At 63.3% G+C, this 15,725-nt stretch carries 12 protein-coding genes and 3 pseudogenes; 9 read left to right on the top strand and 6 right to left on the bottom strand.

Translation table 11 applies throughout. The annotated features are described in order from the left end of the window. Positions 1 to 309: 309 nt before the first annotated feature. From DK412_RS30030 to DK412_RS04915, 3 genes and pseudogenes are all read left to right on the top strand, one after another. Entirely contained in the window at positions 310 to 915 is a 606-nt protein-coding gene (locus DK412_RS30030) for a hypothetical protein (protein WP_162596116.1), read from the top strand. Positions 916 to 1,047: 132 nt separating this feature from the next. Further along, positions 1,048 to 3,447: a patatin-like phospholipase family protein gene (locus tag DK412_RS04920; protein ID WP_109971037.1), complete on the top strand. Its 2,400-nt coding sequence runs from the start codon at positions 1,048 to 1,050 to the stop codon at positions 3,445 to 3,447. Positions 3,448 to 3,602: 155 nt separating this feature from the next. Further along, positions 3,603 to 3,686 (top strand): annotated as a pseudogene (locus tag DK412_RS04915) (DUF1236 domain-containing protein); the annotation flags it as partial. A 350-nt stretch (positions 3,687 to 4,036) separates the two neighbouring features. On the opposite strand, the gene DK412_RS04910 reads toward DK412_RS04915, so the two are convergent. The 3 genes and pseudogenes from DK412_RS04910 to DK412_RS30860 all read right to left on the bottom strand — a co-directional run. Further along, positions 4,037 to 4,330, bottom strand: coding sequence for a hypothetical protein (locus DK412_RS04910; protein WP_109971036.1), 294 nt, complete (start codon positions 4,328 to 4,330; stop codon positions 4,037 to 4,039). 1,190 nt (positions 4,331 to 5,520) lie between these two features. Then, positions 5,521 to 6,525, bottom strand: a complete 1,005-nt coding sequence (locus tag DK412_RS30865; protein ID WP_162596115.1) for a flagellin — start codon at positions 6,523 to 6,525, stop codon at positions 5,521 to 5,523. Positions 6,526 to 6,613: 88 nt separating this feature from the next. After that, positions 6,614 to 7,870: pseudogene (locus DK412_RS30860) on the bottom strand (M48 family metallopeptidase); the annotation flags it as partial. On the opposite strand from DK412_RS30860, the gene DK412_RS30855 reads away from it, so the two are divergent. The 3 genes from DK412_RS30855 to DK412_RS04885 all read left to right on the top strand — a co-directional run bounded on the left by DK412_RS30855 (position 7,805) and on the right by DK412_RS04885 (position 10,377). Then, the gene (locus tag DK412_RS30855) at positions 7,805 to 7,990 is read left to right on the top strand and encodes a hypothetical protein (RefSeq protein WP_245447433.1); all 186 of its coding nucleotides are present in this window, start codon (positions 7,805 to 7,807) and stop codon (positions 7,988 to 7,990) included. The pseudogene DK412_RS30860 and the gene DK412_RS30855 sit on opposite strands and share 66 nt — an antisense overlap. 292 nt (positions 7,991 to 8,282) lie before the next feature. Next, on the top strand, positions 8,283 to 8,477 hold the full coding sequence (locus DK412_RS30545) for a hypothetical protein (protein ID WP_204165501.1): 195 nt from the start codon (positions 8,283 to 8,285) through the stop codon (positions 8,475 to 8,477). 211 nt (positions 8,478 to 8,688) lie between these two features. Continuing rightward, positions 8,689 to 10,377, top strand: a complete 1,689-nt coding sequence (locus DK412_RS04885) for a methyl-accepting chemotaxis protein (protein WP_109971033.1) — start codon at positions 8,689 to 8,691, stop codon at positions 10,375 to 10,377. A 286-nt stretch (positions 10,378 to 10,663) separates the two neighbouring features. Here the strand turns inward: DK412_RS04885 and DK412_RS04880 are convergent, their stop codons facing one another. Next, complete coding sequence (locus tag DK412_RS04880) at positions 10,664 to 11,623, bottom strand: hypothetical protein (RefSeq protein WP_109971032.1); 960 nt, start codon at positions 11,621 to 11,623, stop codon at positions 10,664 to 10,666. A 380-nt stretch (positions 11,624 to 12,003) separates the two neighbouring features. Here DK412_RS04880 and DK412_RS04875 point away from each other — a divergent pair, with 380 nt between their 5' ends. Next, positions 12,004 to 12,405 carry a S24 family peptidase gene (locus DK412_RS04875; protein WP_109971031.1) on the top strand — a complete coding sequence of 134 codons (402 nt, stop codon included), beginning with the start codon at positions 12,004 to 12,006 and terminating at the stop codon, positions 12,403 to 12,405. Further along, on the top strand, positions 12,402 to 13,724 hold the full coding sequence (locus DK412_RS04870) for a Y-family DNA polymerase (RefSeq protein WP_109971030.1): 1,323 nt from the start codon (positions 12,402 to 12,404) through the stop codon (positions 13,722 to 13,724). The genes DK412_RS04875 and DK412_RS04870 overlap by 4 nt, the downstream gene beginning before the upstream one ends. Here the strand turns inward: DK412_RS04870 and DK412_RS04865 are convergent. Together DK412_RS04865 and wrbA are read right to left on the bottom strand one after the other, a co-directional pair. Next, a complete protein-coding gene (locus tag DK412_RS04865; RefSeq protein WP_109971029.1) occupies positions 13,721 to 14,230 on the bottom strand; it encodes a DUF892 family protein in 510 nt (169 codons plus the stop codon). The two genes, DK412_RS04870 and DK412_RS04865, sit on opposite strands and share 4 nt — an antisense overlap. A gap of 114 nt (positions 14,231 to 14,344) precedes the next feature. After that, positions 14,345 to 14,995 (bottom strand): NAD(P)H:quinone oxidoreductase, encoded by a 651-nt coding sequence (gene wrbA / locus DK412_RS04860; protein WP_109971028.1) that lies wholly within the window; start codon positions 14,993 to 14,995, stop codon positions 14,345 to 14,347. A gap of 238 nt (positions 14,996 to 15,233) precedes the next feature. On the opposite strand from wrbA, the pseudogene DK412_RS04855 reads away from it, so the two are divergent. Then, positions 15,234 to 15,686, top strand: a pseudogene (locus DK412_RS04855) (SOS response-associated peptidase family protein); the annotation flags it as partial. Between the last annotated feature and the right edge of the window lie 39 nt (positions 15,687 to 15,725).

Raw genomic sequence — 15,725 nt, 5'->3', positions numbered from 1 at the left:
AGATAGAAGGCAGCGAGGCATGCCGCTCTCCGGAGCGCGCCCTGTGGTTATGACACGCCGACCAGCAACCGCCCCCGCGCCACACGAAGTGAGGAAGAACCAGGAAGCGCCCGGCGTCGACAATGACCACCTCGCGAGAAAACCCGCCTGCTCCAGCGCTGTGGACGGCGTGCGGACGGACATCATCGCTACAATCGGGCTGCACCAGGAGGAACACGACCACAGCCCTTGCTTCGATTTCAAACTCGGTACTAATCTGCAGAAGCAGCACGCGTTCGCGCGGAACAGAAGCGGGTTCGGGAGGGATCTTTGAATCGACGCCAGCCTCATGACACCGTGCCGGCGCCAGCGTCGGGGCGTGCGACGACTTTATCCCGACGAGCGCTCATCGCTGGCGGCCTCCTGCTGCCTTCTAGGTCGATGGCCGATTTGTTCGACGATTACCACAACAGCGTTTCGAAGCGCCTGTACGTGTCGTTTCTTGCTAGAAACAGCGAAGGTAGTTTGAGTAAGCCAGGGCACAGCTTCGTAGCCGTTGGGACAGAACTAGACAACGGGCTTCGAGTTTATGAGAAAATATTTGGCTACTATGTAAAAAATGACAATTTTTTTGAAGAGATCAAAGCGGTCTTTAGTAGCACGATTGGTGACATCACCTACAAGTTGTCGGATGTTTCCTGGAGCGTGGAATTGTATGTTCCAACAGATGAAGCTGGTCATATGGCCGTAATAGGCGTCATGAACGAGTGGTCGAAGAATGACCCAAAATATCAACTTTTTGCAAATGGCGGAAAGAACTGCTCAGTCTTTGCAGCTGAAGTCGCAAGAGCACTCGGATTAAAAGTGCCACAAGGGGCCGGTTCAAAATTTCCAGTTCGATTTATCTCTGAGTTACGAGATATGAATGGGGGGTAAGCAACTAAACGATTTCATTTTAGTTAAAACGACCATGATCTGTGCTTCTGGTCGAGCATGCTTTGCAACAGATGAGCCGCGATTTCTCGGCGCGCGTGCAACGTATCTGATTGATATCGACAGGAGAACAATGTGGTCGGGCAAGTCTGGTTTCGGATACTGGCGCTCGTGCGCTGCTGGTGGCAGGAGCCGATCGGGATTGTCGTGCCATTACTAGCGGCAGCCATCGTACTTTTCGCTCCCCAGATGCCGGACATGTGGGTTGCATTACAGAACGAGCAAAGCGGCGTTTGGGCACCGCTGAAGTTCGGTCTTGCGGCAGCCCTGCTCGGATTCACTTCTTGGTATTGGACGCGTGCCGCCCTGTTCGCGCGGATCGATCAGGATGATTACTTCACTGCGGAGCACTGGAGATCACTCGACTCACATGCAACATCAGGCAAGACGATCGATATCTTTGCGGCAAGCTGGGCTAGAAAGTGGGCGCCCCGTCTATCCGTTCTCGTTGTAGGCATTATTGCATTGTTGCCGGCCATCTGGGTTGACCGGAGCTCTGCAGCTGCTATAACGGGCGCACCGCTCCTAGGTATCGCTGGAGGAGCCGTCGGTGTTCTATTCGTTACACTATTGACCACGTTACGAGAGTGGCGCCGCTGGTACTACGGTGTCCGTGCACCGCGATGGATGTGGTGCATCCGGACCTCGTCGATCTTCGCTGCCGCACCCTTCGGTTGGCCAGTGGCCGTCGCTTGTCTGGCAGCCAGCTTAGGAGCCAGCTTTGTTCTCGGGATGTGGCCGCAATGGGTGCAAAAGTTCTTCCCGGCGCCAGTTGCCGCGCTGTGTGCACTCGCATTCGTAGTCGGGCCACTTGTTCTCGTTCTCGGCTTCATCCGCGATGTACTTCACCTTTTGCTGAGATTGATGTTCTGGGCCGAGTGCAAGTTAACGCGGCGAAAGTTCTCCAAGCCACCTCGCCGGATTTTGGAACCGCTTCGCGACGGGCTCGGGCCATTCATTTTGCTGATCTGGCTCTATGCTAATCCGTTCGGTGCAAATTTAACGGCGTATCATGTCCGCCTAGTCGACCATCTTGGCCAAAAGCAGGCATGCGCTGGTCAAGATTCACGCCCGAGCATGATCGTTGATTGCCGCCCTGATCTCTCCGGTGCACTTGAAGCCTGGAGCACTGCGCGATTTCCGGATTGGAAGAGGGACAAGCCCATCCCTGTCGTGATTGTCGCAGCGGAGGGCGGCGCGAGCCGCGCGGCGGCATGGCTTCTCGCTGCGATGCGCTACCTACAAGATCGAACAGACCAGGAATTTGATCGATACCTCTTCGCGATTAGTGGCGTTTCAGGTGGCAGTCTCGGTGCTGCTACCTACTTACAGGCTGCTGTCACATACGGAGAGACGGGCGGAGTTCTAAACTGGCGAAACAATCCGAAGGCTTACAAGGGGGCAACACAACTCGCAGGAGAAGACCTTCTCGCGGAAAGCGTAGCGACCTATTTTATCAACGATGTCTTTGGCCGCCTGATTGGTTCAGTTTGGCCCTTCGATGATCGTGCCGTAGTGCTCGAGCACACCTTCGAGCGGTTCTGGGCGGATCCCAGAGGGCTGGACGTCGGGCGCGAACAGGCTGTTGCCGGATTCCTTGATCTCTACGGGCGCAAGAAGGGCCTGCCCCAACTTATTCTCAACGGAACCGACCGGCAAACAGGCCAGCGGCTGATCACCGCGACGTTCCGGTTCAGCGACGGTGACGACATATTCGCAGGCAGCGATGATTTTCTCTATGTCTTAGGTCACGACGTACCAATCGCTACGGCGGTGACCAACTCCGCACGATTCCCCTATATCTCGCCGGCCGGCCACTTCCGTCGCCTGAGACCGTCGGCGGACTTCGGAGATAACGCCGTGCTCGACGGCGGGTACTTCGACAATTACGGTGCTCGCACGGCGTCGGAGCTTGCGAGAGCCATTGCTAGGAATCCGCTGTATAGACCGATCGTCGTCGTCATCAGTAACGATGCCGATGGAATTCGCAAAACCGATTCTCCCAAGAAGGGGGACAAGGCTCCTTATGTATGGCAATCGGCGATTCACTGCCGAAAATCGATCCCTTTGACGCCAGAACAGGCTGTTCTCAACAATCGTGCTATCGGACACAACGTTTTCGAGTTTTTGGCCCCGATCGTTGGACTAGCGGCAATCCGCGGGTCGCACAGCCGCGACGCCCTCTACATTCTGCAGCGCGAGCTCTGTGACGCCACGTACGATGGACCGACTTCCGACTCGTCGCGGCGGCCAGATCGCTTCTTCCATATCGCACTATCGCGTCCGACGAACGAACGTGAAGCGGCGCCTATGAACTGGGTTCTGAATGATCGCGCTAGGCATTTCCTTACTGAAACAGCGTTTCGACCCGAGCCAGAAGATTTCAATAATCAGCAGATTGCCGGCCTTCTAAAAACTATTAATGAAATAAAGATTAATAAGCTTTTGAAGGAGCCTGATACCAACGGGCGTTGATGATCATAAACGATATATCAAGTCGCGCAGTCTGAGGACCATCTCGATGCCGTTAAGGCAGCCACCAGCCGGCCGGTCCAGATCGCCACACTGGACGCAGACCACGCGATCTCATGACTGTTTGTGCACCGGGAGGCGGGCACCATTGAGTTTAACGGGGCTACCGCTACACGATCGTCAACGACGAGCCCGTGCTCGTGCATCCGCATACGCGCCGGATCGTCGAAGTCATCGAGTAGACGAGTAATGGCGCCTCAAACGTTGAGGCGAAGAACAATGTGTGTTCCGCACATAGCGCCGGGTGAGGGCCGATCCCCTCACCCGGCGCTTTCCTCCACGCCCGGATGAAGCCTACCCGGTCATCTGTCTCGCGTATGAGGTCCGCTGCACCATGGAACGGTTCGGCGCTCCTGATCAGCCCCCACGAGGTGGCCCGAGTGGAATGTTAGTTGAGATTGATCGATCGGCGCCAAGCGCGGGCCGGCGCGCGACGTGCCCCAGATCATTGAGCGCTGGTCGTCCGTCCCCACAAGGCCTTCCCACGTCATAGCTTGTGCCGGCGCGGGAGGGCTTCGTGCCGGAGCCTTCCTCAATCCACGACCTCCAGATCGTTCACATTCACGTCGCCATCCTGGGTGGTGAAGCTCGGTACCCGGCTGTTCGACTGGGAGACGCCGCTGATTCGGTGGTCGCCGCTATCGTAGGTGGCCAGCTTGCCGTCGGTCTCGACGAGGAGCCGCTGCTTATCGGGGAAGAACGCGTAGCGCATCCCGTTCTGGCCACCGCTGGTCGAGGGCTGCCCGAGTTCCTTCGGCCACCAGGGCTCCGAGCCCTTCATTGGCTCCATCGGCTTCATCGGTTCCATGGGCTTCATCGGTTCCATCGCGCTCGGTCCTCTGGCGGGATGTCTGAAGCCAACGCTACGCTCGAAGCGATGAAAGGTTTCCCAAAAAAACTAGGACGACGAGGTCAGCTGTTGAGCTTTTCATTGGGGGAAGTTGAGGTAGGCGCCGGGATCGCTGCGGAAGCGGGTGAGCTGGGTTCGGCCCTGCCTGCGGATATTTTGAGTGACCCGCATTAGCGGAGCTGCTCGTTGCAAGCTTGAAGCTGTCGTGCTGGGCTCAGAATGCCCCAAGACCAGCGGGGCAGCGCGGGAGTATCAGGACCAGCGGGGCAGCGCGGGAGTATGTCGAGCAGCATAACGCCCCTCGAACGCGCTGTATGACGGTCCTAAACGTCTCCGCGCCGGCTGCCCTCCCCTAACATGACCATCAGCAAGGCACATCATACGTGAGGCACTGCCCGCACGGCGCTAAACTTCATCATCTTTGCCGTCTGATTGTTAACTACGCCCAATGCGCTTTACGCTGAGTAACAAATTAGAAATCCGTGTCATGCAGGTATCGATCAGCAACACGGAGGCCCCGCTCGATGTCGAAGTTTTTCGCCACCAACAAGCTGTTTCAATTATGTGTTATGTGGTTGTTCCTTATCACGTCCTTCGCCTACGCGGCGGGTGATAGGGAAGCCGCGACTTGGTCTCTCCTATATGGCATCCCCGCAGGTTACATCTTAGCGGAGTTTTGGATCGCCTGCCTTATTCAGGGGGAAACGAAGAAGTGGATCTTGTTCCCGGCGATCCGTGGTTACCTCCGCCGGCAACCTGCCTGACGCGACGCCTGAAGCCGGGCCTTGGGAGCCTCGAAGCGCATTGGATAGAGGCGGCCATGGCCGTGCGGGCTCCTCTACCCCATGTCATGAACATCGGAGGCACTTTGAAGGTTCGCATGGGATAGCGGTGCTGCTCCATGAGAGGGAAGCTGTCGCGCTGGGCTCAGAATACCTCAGGACCGACGAGGCGAGGCATCAGCTGCCCCACTGCTGGAAGCCCATCGAACGCGCTGTACGACGCTCTCAGCGCTTCAGCGCTGGGTGCCCTCCCCCACGCGGGGCATAGGAGCTAACCAGCCCTAAGGGTGCGGCTCGCTGGAGACCCCCTCGACATCTCCCAGCGCCCGCAGCTCATGGCAGCAGCGAAGCCCCGGAAGGCTCCGCTGCTGCTGCACACATCGATCAGCGCAATAGCTGAAGGATGCCCTGGCTGGCCTGGCTCGCCAGGGACAGCGAGGACACCGCCAGGGACTGCCGGGTCGACAGGGCCTGCGAGTTCGCCGCCTCCTCGTTCATGTCGGCGTTCGTGAGGTTGGCCGCCCCCGTGGTCAGCACGTTGATCATCTCCTTCGTGAAGTTCTGCCGGTTCTGAACCGTCGACAGGTTGGAGCCGAACGTGGAGGAGATGGATTTGAGGTTCGCCAGCGCGTTGCTGAGCGCGTCAGCGGCCTTGGTGAGGTCGGCGTTGTTCTGGATGCCGATATCGGCGCCCGACTGAGCCGTGGCGCTGTCCTTGAACTCGCCGATGCCCAGCGCGGAGGAGGAGAGCGACGTGCCCTGGATGTCCAGCTTGGACTTGGCCGCGCCGGTCTTCTCGTTGAACGCGATGCTCAGGCTGTCGCCGGCCAGCAGGTTGGTGCCGTTGAAACCGGCGTCGCGGGCAGCCTGATCCAGCTGGGTCCGCAGCGCGTTGAACTGACCCACCAGGGCCGAGCGCTGAGCGGACGTGCCGCCGGCCGCCGAGGGCGTGGCGCCACCCGTGAGCTTGGCCGTCTCGGTGCCGTCCACCGCGAAGGCTCCCGACGCGGTCTTGCCCAGGCCCACCGTGAGCGTATCCGATCCGGTGCCGGTGATCTGCAGCTGGCCCTGCACGTCGATCGTCGCGGTGGCGATACCCGATTTGTTGATGTTGCTGACGAGATCGCTCACCGTGTCGGTGGAGCCGATGTCGAACTTGTAGGTGGTGAAGCCCGCGCTGAGCTGCATCTGGTTGGCGTTGCTCGTGTTGATGCCCACCACGCCAGGGGTACTCGAGGTAGCCGCCGCAGCCGTGCCGGCGAGCGTCTTGCCCATGGATACGTCGTAGATGCTCTTGCCCGTAGCGGTGGCCTCGCCGGCCGTGGCGAGAGCCCGGGTGCCTTGCAGCTTGGGCAGGTTGGGAGTGGCATTGGACTGCGCCTGGGTCACCACCGACTGCATCTGCTTGACGACGGTGGTGACCGCATCGACGCCCTTCGCTGCGGCCTGGATCGTCTGGATGCCGCTGGACTGGGCCGAGCGCCTGGCCGAGGGCGACGACGCGCTCCCGGGTAGGCGGATGGGTGTCGGTCGGGTGGGCCTGCTCGGCCTCCAGGTGAAGAGCCGGGTCGTCGAGGTCGCAGGCGACGGCGCGCGCGAGCACGGCGGCCACGAGGTCGGGCGGTGCTGCGTCCGGCGCCTCGGCCGCTGCAGCGAGGGTCTCGGCGATGCGGGGGGCGACCGCGCCACTGCGCAGGAGCGCCCTCGCCGCCGCCTCGGTCGAGGTCACGCCTGCTCCCGCGGCGTTGGCAGCGAACTCTCGCACCCGGCTCCCGTGGCGCACGGCGAGGTGGAAGCGCTCCATCACGAAGCGGCCCAGCCGCAGCGATGGGCCGAGCAGGCCGAGGGCGTGTCGCTCGCGCGCCGCCACCGCGTCGAGCGAGCGCGCGACCCCGGCATAGATCGGCAGGAAGCGCTGGCTGTAGGCGGTGTCGCCGCCGGCGTAATGCGCGAGCTCGTGGGAGATGATCGCCGCGACCTCGTCGCCGCGCATCAGCGCGAGGTGCGGCAGCGGCAGGTAGAGGATGCGGCCCGAGAGCCGCGTGCTGCCAGGCTCCAGCATCACCGGCCCGGCGGTGACGAAGAACCCTCCCGTCAGGCCGACGACCACAGCCTCGGGCTTCAGCGCTCCCATCCGATCGGCGAGCCCCTCAACGAGACGCCACAGGCCCGGTGCCTCAGCAGGCGCGATGAGCCGGCAGAGGATTGGCAGCGGGTCGGGTTCAAAGGCCCCAAGAGCGCGGCGCAGGCCAATGAGCGCACCGCCTGCCGCCAGGATCGTGGCGCCGACCACGACGATGGCGGCACCTAGGAGTTTCATCCCGTCGCCGGAGAGGCCACTCTGGAGCAGCAGCCCCGCCTCGAAGACCACAACGGCGACGAAGCCGACGGTCGCCGCTAGGATCTGGGCCCCAAGGGCTGCCGGGAGGAGCCGGCGCACCAGCGAGAAACCGCGCACCAGCGCGTCGCGCGAGCCGCGCCCGAGCCGCCCAAGCGACGCCCCAACCAGCAGCACGAGGAAGGAGAGCCCGGCGGCGATCCCCCCGCCCGCGATCGCGACCGGCGGCAGCCACCGGCGCCAGTCCATCACCGTAACGAGCGTTCCGGCCCCGTCCCGGGCCTCGCGCGCCTTCGCCACGGCGAGGGGCCCACCGTAGTTCCTGCCGTCGTGGCGGAACTGCAGACGGTAGTCGGGCCGCCCATCGCGCGGCGTGCGCGCCTCGAGATCCGTCACAACCCGGGCGAGGCGATCGTGCTCGGCCGCGAACTCGGCCCAGTCGTCGGCGCCGCGCTGCCGCTCCCACAGGCCCAGGAGCAGGATGATCAGCGGCAGAAGCACGGTGGCGGCGATTAGACCGGCGAGGGCGCGCGGCCGCGAGGGCACGCTCGATATCGTTGGCTCGGGGATGGTCGCCTCCTGAGCACGGGAGATCAGATGCCGATGCGGCACGGGACGCACCAGACGATCGCAAGACGACCGGGCGACGCCGTCAAAGGAGCGCCGATTGAAGGACCGGCAAAACGGCGGGAGATCGGGCGCAGCACGTCCGACGTCTCAACTGGTGGCAGGATTTCTACCGGCTTGGGAGCGTAGGTCAACCAGATGTTTCTAACCGAGCTTGCGAAAGGGGGCGGCAATCTGCAGTGTGGCGACGATCTGGAAGGCGCATGGCCCTACACCTTGGCGCAACGCCAAAGCCGGCCTCGTCACCACCGACCTCGTGCCGCTCGACGACGCGCCCCGGCCATTGTTCGATGCCCTCGACCGGGAGAGACCCGGAGCGTTGATGGCGGCGATTAACGCGCGCTTACGTCATAAAACTGGTTTTACAGATCATTGACATAGATCCAGCCAGAAAGGCGTTCTTTAATAGTTAACAATCAAATAATGGTATGCCGCTTAACGTGTTATGAGAGGCTATATGAGGATTAAAGGTGACCAATAATCTTTTAACTTAAGATATTGTAAATGAATTCAACGCGAATTTTACACACTGTAACTCGAATGGATAAGCGAGTTAGATCGCTTGACCTGAATTCCGCTGGTGGATTATGCGCCTATCAATTAAGTCATGCCTCATCGGCCTGTTCTGCATGACCGCCGCGATCTCTGGTGCTCAGGGTCTTATCGCAATAAGTCAGCTTGGATCTATACAGACGCGGATCGAGGAAGTAGCAACGAATTCCATTCCTTCAGTTGACGCGCTCCACCGCCTTAACACACTCACGCGCGATTACCGCGTCAAGTTTTATCGACTGATAGTCGCCTCAGATGATAAGACCGGCAGCGCAGAGAATATGAAAGTAGTAAAAAATACCTTAAGAGACATCACAGTTCTTAGAAAGGCATATGAGCCGTTGATTTCCTTAGAGGAGGAGCGCTCAATCTATAAACAATATACCGAACGTTGGGACATGTACCTGAGAGAGCTTGAGCCGATTTTCGCCGCTGCTGAACGCGGGCGCAGGGACGAGGCCCTTGCGAAATTGGCAAGCGGGGCGCGCGCTGTTGAGCTCGGCAAAGAGATTGGCGAGCTGTTGCAGAAGGGTGTAATTCTTAACAAGCAGGTTGCCGATGCTGCGGCGCAGAGCAGCCTGGTCAGCATCGGCTGGGCCGTGCACGTCGCGTACGTGTCGATGGGCATTGCCATCGTGACCTCGGTCTGTGCGATGCTGTTCTGCTTGTTGGGCATTTCACGCCCACTCGTACACATATCTGCCGCCATGCGTCGGCTCGCGGGGGGGGACGTTGCCGTCGTGGTGCCGAGCGCGGGGCGGCAGAACGAAATCGGCGCGATGGCATCTGCGGTTCAGGTGTTCAAGGATAACTTGATCCACACCCGCACCCTCGAGGAAGAGACAATCCTCGCCCGCGCTTCAGCCGAGGAGCAGCGCCGCGCTGGCATGCGCCAGATAGCGGACGTCTTTGAGCGAGCCGTTGGCGGCATCGTCCGCCAGGTTTCGGCCTCGGCCACCGAGCTTCAGGCCACCGCTCAGACTATGACCGCCACTGCAACACAGACCGCGGCCCAGTCCACCGCCGTCGCGGCCGCCGCCGAGGAGGCTGCGTCCAACGTCGGGACGGTTGCGGCGGCTGCCGAGGAGCTCGGCACTTCGGTCCAGGAGATCAGTCGCCAGGTCGACGGCTCGGCCCGCCTCTCCCAGACCGCCGTCGCGGAAGCCCGGCAGACGGCGCATCAGGTCCGCGCCCTGACCGAGGCCACCGCCCGCATCGGCGACGTGGTCGGTTTGATTTCGTCGATCGCCGCGCAGACCAACCTCCTGGCGCTGAACGCCACCATCGAGGCGGCCCGTGCCGGTGCCGCGGGCCGCGGCTTCGCGGTGGTCGCCGCTGAGGTAAAGGAACTCGCCGGCCAGACGGCCAAGGCGACTGAGGAGATCACGAGCCAGATCGCGGCGATCCAGGCCTCGACCGGCCAGGCGGCCGGCGCGATCGGCCAGATCACGGCGCGGATCGAACAGATCAGCGAGGTCGCGACCTCGATCGCGGCGGCGGTGGAGGAGCAGGGCGCGGCGACGCAGGAGATCGTCCGCAACGTCTCACAAGCCGCCGCCGGTACTGGCGAGGTGACCGGCAATATCGCGGGCGTGGCGGGCGCGGCCGAAGAAACCGGAGCAGCAGCCAGCCAGGTGCTCGCCTCTGCTTCCGAGCTCTCGCGCCAGTCCGAGTATCTCGGTGCGGAGGTCGCCCGATTCCTCGCTACCGTCAGGGCCGCCTGAGCGGCTACGGGCGCGCTGTTCGTACCGACGGACAGCGCGTAGGACATGGGCCGGCTACCGCGCGCCCGACAAACCACTCGCGGTCTGGACCACGGCCGTGGGCAGCAGCGCGCGCTCGAGGCACGCCTGCATGTCCCGCTCCTCGAACGCCGGCCATGACACGTCCCAGCCGATAACGAGGATCACCCGCCGCTCACCTGCTCCGCGCAGTACTCAGACACCTCCCCGAACTGCCCAAGGATCGCGACGCTCCCAAGCTCGCCGGTCTCGTCGTCCGCCCCGTCGCTCAGCCGCCGCGCCGGACGTCCATCCCGGCACCGCGCCACGCCTTCGAGCGCAGGCCCTTGTTCTGGAAGACTAGCGTGACGGTGGCGCCACTGCCGTGGTCCGGCCAGAAATACGTCTCGAAGGTGCCGACCCCGGAAATTGTCACGGTGCCGTCGATGGTGCCGCGGCAACCGAGCAGGCCCTCAACCTCCGAGAGACGCATCTCAGACTGGAGCAGCTCGAAGGCACCGCGGCTGACAGAGCAGTGCGTCCGCTCGGTCGGCAACTGGGGTGTGGCGACAGGCGTCAGCGCAGAGTGCCGCAGGACAGGCAATGCTGGATCGGCGGGCGACGACTGCGTGTGCCGGGCTTGGGCGGGCGGCGCGTCATCCCACTCATTGGGGGAGGCTGACTGCACGGCGACTGCTTGTGGCCCTTCTGCGTGCGGGGTGTCGCCGGGTGCCATGACGGGTCGCGCGCCTTCGGCTGCGACGCCGCCGCGCGATGCGGGAGTGAAGGCTGGCCCCTGCCGCAGCCGAACGGCACCCGCCATAACGCTACCGCGGTCGGACCCGTGATGCGCCTGATCTTTGGTCGGCTCAATGGGGGCGCGGGCGTGCCCAACGACGATGGCCCGGCGCAGGGCTATGTCTAGGCCGCGTAGATCGCGGGCAAGGCGCTCGCTCTGCCTAATGTCAGCCGGCCCAGAGCGGATCTCGCAGGTTTTGAAGGCGGAAAGGGCATCGCGAACCTCGCCCTCGGTCCACTGTCCGGCCGGCTTACCGAACAGGTCGGCCTCGCCCTGCGGCACGGCGGATACCGAAGCAGCGCTGAGCTGGCCGAGCCTCTCTTCCACAAGGGTGCGGTGCGCGCCGCAGCCGCCGGCCGCTGCGAGGGCAGCGCGGAACGGGGAGGATCCGGCAGCGAGAGAGGTGCAGCACGCGGCTGCGAGCAGGGCCAGTGCGAGAAGGACGCGCATGAGGTTGGCTGCCTAGGGCTGTTAATGCTACCTAAGCGAGTACTTTTGAGTAAATGTACTCTTACCTTCTGGATCCAGCAGCCGGGTTCTGGCTATCATGCCTTACCGTCTGTTGACGGCGTTGGTCGGAGTGATTGCACCCGGCTTCCACTACCGGCATGCAACCGCGAGCTCCTAGTGGGCTCGATCGTCACTGTCACCGTGGCGCCGCTCGCCAGTTCGCCCTCCCCGCTCCGCACAGGCCTCAAGCGCGGCCTTGACCGGGAACCCGAAGGCTGTTTGTTCTCTTTCCGTTCTAGCACGACGGAGGGCAGCGGGTGGGTCTTTTCCGGGTCGGCGATCAGGCGGCGGACAGTAGTGGGCTCGTGCGGATCCCGTTCATGCTCCCCACCCTGTGCGCCGGCTTTCCGTCGCCTGCCGAGGACTTCATCGAGGGCGCGCTGGAACTGCCGCGCTGGCTCGTCCCGAACCCGCCCGCCACCTTCATCTGGCGCGTCCGCGGCTGGTGCATGAAGGGTGCCGGGATCCACGACGAGGACTTAGCCGTAGTCGATCGCTCGCTCTCGCCCACCTCCGGCGCCGTCGTGGTCGCGGTGGTCGGCGGCGAGATGAGCCTGAAGCGCCTGGTGATGACCGGCAACCGCCTGGCCCTCACGTTCGACAACCCGGAGATGGACGAAGAATTCGCCGTCGAGGATCTGGAGGAAGGCCTGCTCTGGGGCGTGCTGCTGTTCTCGGTGCGCTGGCACCACGTGAAGGCCCGCGCGAGCCTCGTGCGATGAGCCGCGCCATCGCGCTTATCGACGGCAACTCCTTCTACTGCTCCTGCGAGCGCGTGTTCGACCCGAAGCTTACCGGCGTGCCGGTGATCGTGCTCTCCAACAACGACGGCTGCGCTATCGCCCGCACCGCCGAGGCCAAGGCGCTCGGGATCCGCATGGGCGAGCCATTCTTCAAAATCCGCGACCTGTGCCGCCAGAAGAACGTGCGGGTGTTCTCCTCGAACTATGCCCTCTACGGGGACATGAGCGCCCGGGCGAACACGGTCTATCGGCAGTTCGCGCTAGACGTGGAGATCTACTCCATCGACGAGAGCTTCCTGGACCTGTCCGACGTCCGCGAGCGCGACCGGGTGGCTTTGGCGCGCGACCTGCGCTCGACCGTCCGGCAGTGGACCGGCCTACCCACCTGCGTCGGGATCGGACCGACGAAGACCCTCGCGAAGCTCGCCAACCACATCGCCAAGACCGTGCCCGAGCTCGGGGGTGTGTGCGACCTGTCCGACGAGGTGGAGCGCGCTGCCTGGATGGTCGGGATCTCGGTCGGCGAAGTCTGGGGCATCGGGCGTGCCTCGCTCGCCCGCCTGGAGGCCATGGGCGTCGACACGGTAGCAGACCTGCGCGACCTCGATCCCCGGCCGGCGCGCCAGTCGCTGACGGTGGTGGGCGAGCGCATCATCCACGAGCTGCGCGGTCGGGCCTGCCTGCCGCTCGAGATCGTGCCGGCCCGGCGCAAGGGCTGCGCGGTGACGCGCTCGTTCTCGGCGCGGATCACCGAGCGAGCGGTGCTCGAGCAGGCTGTGGCGGCGCACGCGACAAGGCTCGGCGAGAAGCTGCGGCGCGACGGGCTCGCCGTCTCGGCCGTCACCGTCTTCTATCACACGAGTGAGCACGACCGGGGCGACCCGATGCGCTCAATCTCGAAGGTGGTGCACCTGCCTGAGGCGACGAACGACACACGCCACCTGATCGACGCTGCAATCCGCGGCGTGGCGATGACCTGGCGGGAGCAGGGTCCGACGCCCTGGCGCTACAGCAAGGCCGGGCTGGTGACGACCGACCTCGTGCCGCTCGACGAGGCGCCCCGCCCGCTGTTCGATGCCCATGATCGGCAGAGGTCCGGGAAGCTGATGGCGGCGATGGACGCCTGCAACAGCCGGTTCGGACGCGGCGCCGTGGTGCCCGCGCGGGCGGGGTTGGTCGAGAAGCGCACCTGGTCGACGAAGTTCGAGATGCGCTCGCCGCGCTACACCACCAGGCTTCACGAGATCCCGGCGGTGAGCGCGATCGGTGAAGCGGCCATTAGGCGGCCAGCGTCTTAGCTATCAGCCTTCTGGCCGCTGGTTTCGCGGCTGAGATAGGTCTTCGTGACCGGCTCGATGAGACGATCGATCGCCTCCGCCGCCTTCTTCTCCTCCTCGATCGAGGTCCGAAAGCCGGAAGCCTGCGCACCCTGGCCAGCGGCTTCTGCAATCACGATCAGGGAGCGGTAGGCAGCGATTTGGTCGTATTGGTAGGCATAGCCAGCATAGAGGTTCTTCAGCGTCTCGTCGCCCGCCACTGCATGAACGGCGGCACCGACCGTGCCAACGATACCAGCGACAGTCTCCTTGAGAGAGGAGGCACTTTCACCGACAGCGCTCAGGGCAGCGTCGAGACGAGCGAGTTGGCTCTTGGTCGTCGGAATGTGTGCTCTCAAGACGGCCGCGTACTCGGGATAGTTCTCGAGCCCTGATACCTGCCGCTCCATCTGCTCAAGTCCCTGCTTCTCCAGAGCGCGGGTGTTACGCAGAGCGGTCACGTAGATGCTGTTGATGTCGGAAGTCATGCCTTCGTCTCGTTCGTTTGATGATGCAATCGCGCATCAACCACAAAGGGGCAGGCTGGTTCGCTGAGGAATGGTGCGACTTCCTGACCCTCGGGTGAGCTCTCAAGGAGACGCCTATGACGTTTTGGCCTTCGTGCGGCTCGGCATCTCATCGGCGACGACAAGGGCTCGCGCGATCGCAACAGTGTGTCGCCCTTGGTGACGCGCAGCATTGAGGTCTTCCTGCCGCGGCTTCCCTTTCTTGGCGCCGACGATCGTCGAGGCGCCATAGGGCGAGCCCGCCTCCAGCATGGCCTCGTCGGTGTAGCCCGTCGGCAGGATCACCATGCCGAGGTGCGCCATTGGAGCGTAGAGGGCCAGCGTCACCACCTCCGAGCCACCATGCGGCCAGGATGCAGCGGCGAACGCCCCTCCGACCTTGCCCGATAGGGTGCCGCGCTTCCACTGGGGGCCAAGGCGGTCGAGGAAGTTCTTCAGCTCGGTCGCCGGCGCCCCGAAGTAGGATGGGGTGCCGAACAGGATCGCGTCGGCCCACTCTGCATCCTCGTGCGTCGGCTCCGGGTAGAGGGCGTTCTGGCGGTCAGCCTCCTCACGCCACCCCTCGACCTTGGCCATGTCCTCGTCGGATGCGACCTCACGCGCGCGCCGCAAGCGCACCTCGGCACCAGCTGCACGCGCTGCTTCCCCAGCAGCTACCGCCAAGGCCTCGACGGAGCCTGTACGGGAATAGAAGACGACCAGCATACGAATCTGAGGTTCGACCATTGTCCTGCCTGCTCGTGGAGAGAGAGAATTGTGCCGGACAACAGAATTGAGCCCTTACAGCTCCCGCGCTGTTTGCGCACACCGCAACCGATGCATGGTCGAGCCTGGCTGATCGGCGAAAGCCTGAGGGTCGACGATAAGCTGCCTGCATGGGCACGGACGTAGGCGGCTTAGTCGTTAGCCCGGGCGTCCGCGCAGCAAAGGGACGAGTAAGTCTTGATCGGCTACGATCCCGGCCATGTGCAACCTCTACAGCTCAGCCCGCTCCCAGGACGAGATCCGGCGCACCTTCGCGGTCGACCGCGACGAGACCGGCAACCTGCCGCCGCTGCCGGGCATCTTCCCTGACCAAATGGCGCCCGTCGTTCATGTCGCTGGCGATGAGCGTGTGCTGACGATGATGCGGTGGGGCTTCCCACCGCCGCCGAAGCTCAGCACTCAGCCGGTCACCAACGTGCGCAACGTCGCATCGTCCTACTGGCGACCCTGGCTCAAGCCTGCGTTGCGCTGCCTGGTGCCGGTCACCTCGTTCAGCGAGTACGCCGACACGAAGCCGCGCAAGACCCAAGTGTGGTTCGCCCTCGACGAGACCCGGTCCCTGTTCGCCTTCGCGGGGATCTGGCGGCCATGGACGGGCTTACGCGGGCCGAAGCGGGACGAGCTCGTGTCGGGGGAGAACCGCCTGTTCTCGAGTTGATGGCTTTGCGCAGCTGATGCCGGTCAGCCGCCA

Origin of the sequence: Methylobacterium sp. 17Sr1-1 (assembly GCF_003173775.1) — a bacterium.
Lineage (GTDB): Bacteria > Pseudomonadota > Alphaproteobacteria > Rhizobiales > Beijerinckiaceae > Methylobacterium.
This window is presented reverse-complemented; position numbering and strand designations above follow the sequence as displayed.

What these genes read in the sequence shown, in the direction of transcription:
- DK412_RS04910 (WP_109971036.1), bottom strand. Translation starts at nt 4,330, where the DNA reads ATGGAACCGATGAAGCCCATGGAACCGATGAAGCCGATGGAGCCAATG.
- DK412_RS04885 (WP_109971033.1), top strand. Translation starts at nt 8,689, where the DNA reads ATGCGCCTATCAATTAAGTCATGCCTCATCGGCCTGTTCTGCATGACC.
- DK412_RS04865 (WP_109971029.1), bottom strand. Translation starts at nt 14,230, where the DNA reads ATGACTTCCGACATCAACAGCATCTACGTGACCGCTCTGCGTAACACC.
- wrbA (WP_109971028.1), bottom strand. Translation starts at nt 14,995, where the DNA reads ATGGTCGAACCTCAGATTCGTATGCTGGTCGTCTTCTATTCCCGTACA.
- DK412_RS04875 (WP_109971031.1), top strand. Translation starts at nt 12,004, where the DNA reads ATGCTCCCCACCCTGTGCGCCGGCTTTCCGTCGCCTGCCGAGGACTTC.
- DK412_RS04870 (WP_109971030.1), top strand. Translation starts at nt 12,402, where the DNA reads ATGAGCCGCGCCATCGCGCTTATCGACGGCAACTCCTTCTACTGCTCC.
- DK412_RS04880 (WP_109971032.1), bottom strand. Translation starts at nt 11,623, where the DNA reads ATGCGCGTCCTTCTCGCACTGGCCCTGCTCGCAGCCGCGTGCTGCACC.